The sequence below is a fragment of the Candidatus Omnitrophota bacterium genome (assembly GCA_018894435.1).
In the GTDB taxonomy this organism is placed as follows: Bacteria; Omnitrophota; Gorgyraeia; order JAHIPI01; family JAHIPI01; genus JAHIPI01.
On record JAHIPI010000009.1, the window covers coordinates 1 to 4,674 of the forward strand.

At 48.8% G+C, this 4,674-nt stretch carries 6 protein-coding genes; all 6 read left to right on the forward strand.

Annotated elements, in window-relative coordinates:
* Positions 1–590: phosphoadenylyl-sulfate reductase (locus KKI13_00740; GenBank protein ID MBU4487581.1), on the forward strand; the 590-nt coding region annotated here is incomplete at its 5' end.
* Positions 587–1,552 carry an inorganic phosphate transporter family protein gene (locus tag KKI13_00745; protein ID MBU4487582.1) on the forward strand — a complete coding sequence of 322 codons (966 nt, stop codon included), beginning with the start codon at positions 587–589 and terminating at the stop codon, positions 1,550–1,552. The genes KKI13_00740 and KKI13_00745, both read left to right, overlap by 4 nt.
* A gap of 17 nt (positions 1,553–1,569) precedes the next feature.
* Positions 1,570–2,505 carry a cysteine synthase A gene (gene cysK / locus KKI13_00750; GenBank protein MBU4487583.1) on the forward strand — a complete coding sequence of 312 codons (936 nt, stop codon included), beginning with the start codon at positions 1,570–1,572 and terminating at the stop codon, positions 2,503–2,505.
* A gap of 25 nt (positions 2,506–2,530) precedes the next feature.
* On the forward strand, positions 2,531–3,010 hold the full coding sequence (locus KKI13_00755; GenBank protein MBU4487584.1) for a bifunctional precorrin-2 dehydrogenase/sirohydrochlorin ferrochelatase: 480 nt from the start codon (positions 2,531–2,533) through the stop codon (positions 3,008–3,010).
* Entirely contained in the window at positions 2,979–3,959 is a 981-nt protein-coding gene (locus tag KKI13_00760) for a hypothetical protein (GenBank protein MBU4487585.1), read from the forward strand. Before KKI13_00755 ends, KKI13_00760 begins: the two co-directional genes overlap by 32 nt.
* Positions 3,946–4,596: a hydroxymethylbilane synthase gene (gene hemC / locus KKI13_00765; GenBank protein MBU4487586.1), complete on the forward strand. Its 651-nt coding sequence runs from the start codon at positions 3,946–3,948 to the stop codon at positions 4,594–4,596. The genes KKI13_00760 and hemC overlap by 14 nt, the downstream gene beginning before the upstream one ends.
* Positions 4,597–4,674: the final 78 nt, after the last annotated feature.

Here is a 4,674-nt window from a genome sequence, read left to right on the forward strand (position 1 = left end):
TAGTCGTAGCAAACTCACTCGGCAAAGATTCTGTGGCCGTCTGGGATCTTGCAAAGAAGGTAAATCCAGAGATACGGGGTTTTATCGTCACCACAAGGTATAAGCCGGTGGAAACCGTACGCTTCATGAAGGACGAGGTAGCGCGATATCCCGAGCTGAAGGTATATAGTAGTGACGCAGCCGTGTCCGACAAGCTTTATGAGACAGATCCTGACCGCTGTTGCGACATCCTTAAGGTCGAACCGGTGAAGCGGGCGATCGAAGAGATGCACGTAAAGTGCTGGGTTACGGGATTGCGCTGCACAGAAGGCAGGACGCGCACAGATTTCAAAGAGGTCGAGGAGCGCGACAAAGACCTGATCAAGCTGAATCCCATACTCATATGGAGGGAAAGAGAAGTGTGGCAGTATCTGGCGCTATACCGCGTGCCGGTAAATCCGCTATACGGAGAAGGTTACCGGTCGCTTGGTTGCGCGCCGTGCACGACGATCACGGGCGATGACAATGAACGCGCCGGCCGCTGGATAGGTACAAGTAAATGCGGCGGGGAGTGCGGCATTCATACAAGGCCGTTAAAGGGAAAGAAATGATAATCGTATTGCTTATAACATCGGTTTTTCTGGCGCTTAATATGGGCGTGAGCGGATTTTCGGTGTCGTTCGCGCCTTCCTACGGAAGCAATATCCTGAGCAAAAATAAAGCCGCGTTGCTTTATGGGATATGCGTTATCCTGGGCGCTTGCTTAATAGGGCCCAGGGTGGCAGAGACGTTGATGAGAAAGATATCGTATGCTCAATTGGGAGTCCTTTCCGCGAGCATAATAGTTATCTCTTGCGTCATCACGATGTTTTTAAGCAACAGGCTGAAAGTGCCTCAATCGACCAGTTTTGTAACGGTTGCGAGCTTTCTGGGGGCAAGTTTATATTATGGTAAGGTCAATTGGGGTACCATCGGCAGGATCCTGGCATTTGCCTTAGTTTTTTCGCTGGTATCGTTTGGCCTTACCATAATCATAAAGCGTCTGATATACCCCCCTCACGAGAATAACCTTAAATTTTATGAGGCGTTTTTTGTTCATAGGGACAAATTCAAAAAGTTCATCATCTATACCGACATGTACTCCGGCTTTGGTGTGGGAACTAACAATGTTGCTAATGTAGTTGCGCCACTCGCGCTTTCTTTAGGGACGGGGAATCTCTTCTGGTTCTTGATTATCAGCCCGCTTTTCGGGCTCGGGTCGTATCTGTGGGGGGAGCGCGTTATCCGCTCGGTGTCAAAGGATATAATACCGGTGGGAGAATTTTCAGCAACCATTGTATCGTTTATTACGGCCACTTTTGTCCTGCTCGCTTCCTTTTTGGGGCTGCCGGCGCCCTATGTCCAGTTCACGACATTTTCACTTTTGGGGATAAGCTGCGTAAAAGATGGTTTTAGCCATACATGGGGGAAATCCATAGTAAAAAGGATATTTTGGGTCTGGATCCTTGTCCCGCTTTTTACGGCCTTTCTCAGTTTCGCTTTACATGCAGCTTTTGGCGTGGCAAAAACATAATTATAAAGGTGGTGGTTATGAGCGCAAAAGAAGGTGTTATAGGAAATATTTTAAATGCTATAGGCAATACGCCGCTCGTCCGGCTCACGAAGATAACGGGGCCGAATAGCGCCGATATCCTCGCGAAACTGGAACTATTGAATCCCGGCGGGAGCGTAAAAGACAGAATAGCCCTCGCCATGATAGAGGATGCCGAAAAGCGGGGCGTCCTTAAAGCGGGCTGGACAATTATTGAGCCGACAAGCGGCAATACGGGAATAGGTTTAGCCATGGTGTCGGCGGTAAAAGGGTACAAATGCATACTTACAATGCCCGAGACGATGAGCCTTGAGAGGATATATATATTGAAAGCGTACAACGCAGAAATAGTCCTTACTTCGGGCAGCCAGGGAATGAAAGGGGCGATAAAGAAGGCCGAGGAGATCCACGGAAAAATAAAGCATTCTTTTATGCCGCAGCAATTTAAAAATTTGGCAAACCCGAAGGTACACAGAGAGACTACCGCCAGAGAAATCCTTGCCCAGACAGGTGGAAAGATAGATGCCTTTATCGCCGGCGTAGGCACCGGAGGTACGCTGACCGGAGTGGGCGAGGTACTGAAGGCCCATAATCCGGATATCAAAATCATAGCCGTCGAGCCGACAGAGAGCGCTGTTTTATCGGGTAAATTGCACGGCCCCCATAAGATTCAGGGTATAGGCGCGGGGTTTATCCCGGATATACTCAATAAGTCGGTAATAGATGAGATCATTACCGTAAGCGACTGGGATGCATATGCTACGGCAAAATTATTGACAAAAAAAGAAGGCATCTTCGGCGGCCCATCTTCCGGCGCGGCTCTTTTTGCTGCGCTTAAGATTGCGAAAAGGCTGGGCGAGGGGAAAACGGTTGTGACAGTTTTTCCGGATACGGGCGAGAGGTATTTTTCGATGACGCAGTATTTCGAGTTTTAACGAGTATCTTTTAAAGGGCGGGATTATGCGTAGACCTTATTATCTGATAGCGTTAAAAATAAAAGGTGAGTCCGTTTTGATCGCCGGCGGAGGCAAAGTCGCCAAGCGGAAGGCGGAGATACTTCTTAAGTCGGGGGCTAAGGTAAAGATCGTCTCCCCGGAGATAACGGAGGGGCTTAGGCGGATTATTTCCCTGCGCAAGGTCAGGTGGATTAAGAGAAAGATAAGGCCGTCGGATTTAGCCGGAGCCAAAGTTGTTATTGCCGCTACTTCCGATTCATCCGTCAATAAAAAGGTGAGCGGATGGGCCGAAAAACGCGGGATACTGGTAAATGTCGTGGACCGCGCCGAACTTAGTTCTTTTATTTCGCCGGCCATCTTTACGGCGCCGAAGGCAATCGTAGCAGTTTATACTGAAGGCAGAGATCCGGCATTAAGCCGCGACCTGAAGAATTTTCTTAAGGAGAACTGGGATGCATTTTTATCTTATAGGCATAGATTATAAAACGACTCCGATCGATGCGCGAGACGTTATTTACCGTAACCGCAAACTTATTCTGAAGTTTTGGGAAAGCGCGTATGCCGAAAGGGCGGAGGCGATAGTTACATGCAACCGCATAGAGATCTACGGTGTCAGCCAAAACGCGCAGGAAGCGGAAAAAGCTCTCAATGGATTTTATGAAAGTGCGCCGGATTTTTCAAAGCACGCGCATGTCAAACACGGCAGGCAGGATGTGTTCCGCCATGCTTTGAGAGTCGCATCCGGGCTGGAGTCGCAGCTCAGGGGCGAAACAGAGATATTGGCGCAGATTAAAAGATGGCGCAGCGGCCACTACGGGCACCCGTCGCTTAAGAGCTTATGGGACGAAGTTATCTTATTCGCAGAAAATATCCGCCTGCGTTATGGGCTTAATTATCAATCTGACAATATAGCGACTGTAGTTTTTGAGGATTTAGCAAAACGTCTGCCATCGAACGAAACGGCGAAAATATTGGTTATTGGGACAGGCAAGATCGCTGAGCTGATCGCGAAACACCGCCAAACAGCTTTTCACATTACTTTTGTTGCGCACAAAAATCGGGATAAGGCGGAAGCGCTGGCGAGGGAATCGGGCGGCGACGCGTTATTGTTGTCGAATTTGACGCAGGCGATACCCGCGGTATTTGCGGTAATAAGCGCGACGTCAAGCCCCCACCATATCTTAAAGCGCGGCCATTTTTCAAATGCGTTAAACAGCCGTAGCGTACCGCTGTATCTTTATGATTTAGCTGTGCCGCGGGACATAGAGCCATCGGTGGGCGGTATTGACGGAATATTTTTGCAGAATCTGGATGACCTCGGCAAGATATTCGAAAAGTATAATGAACGTCGGCAGAAAAGCGTAGATGCGGCCTCGAAAGCAATTGAAGAAATAATAAGCCGGCAAAAGGAAAATGTTTATGCAAGTCATTAGAATAGGAACGCGGCCTAGTCCGTTAGCCAAAAAGCAGGCGGAAGAAATCGCGAAGCGCATACCGCAATTTCGCGTAAATATAACCGCCATCGATACAAAAGGCGATCTAGATAAACAAACGCCGCTTTTCGGTCGCGAAGACAGCGATTTATTTACGCGCGAGATAGAGGAAGCTCTTTTAAAGGGCGATATAGACGCTGCCGTACACAGCGCCAAAGATTTGGAAAGTAATATACCGAGTGGATTGGTTATAGCGGCGATGACGCGCTCTATAAGCCCGCTTGAATGCCTTGTTTCCCGCGGTAATTTATCTTTGAATGAACTGCCGCCGGGAGCCCGCGTGGGCACGAGCAGCCTTAAGCGCAAAGAGAGCTTATTGCGCTTTAGAAATGATCTGGTCGTAGAAGGCATACGCGGCAATATTGACGAACGGCTGGCCCAGCTCGATAGCGCGAGATACGATGCCATTATAATCGCGCACGCGGCTCTCATCAGACTGGGGTACGAACAGAGAATTGCGCAGATTATTCCGCGGGAAATCATAGAGCCGCACCCCTTGCAGGGCAGGCTTTGTGTTCAGATCCGCCGCGATAGATGCGATTTATCGGATATCTTCGGGAGCTTAAATGAAAAATAAGACGGGGACAGTTTATATTATCGGCGCAGGTCCGGGCGATCCGGATTTGATAAGTGTAAAAGGCCTTAAGATATTAAA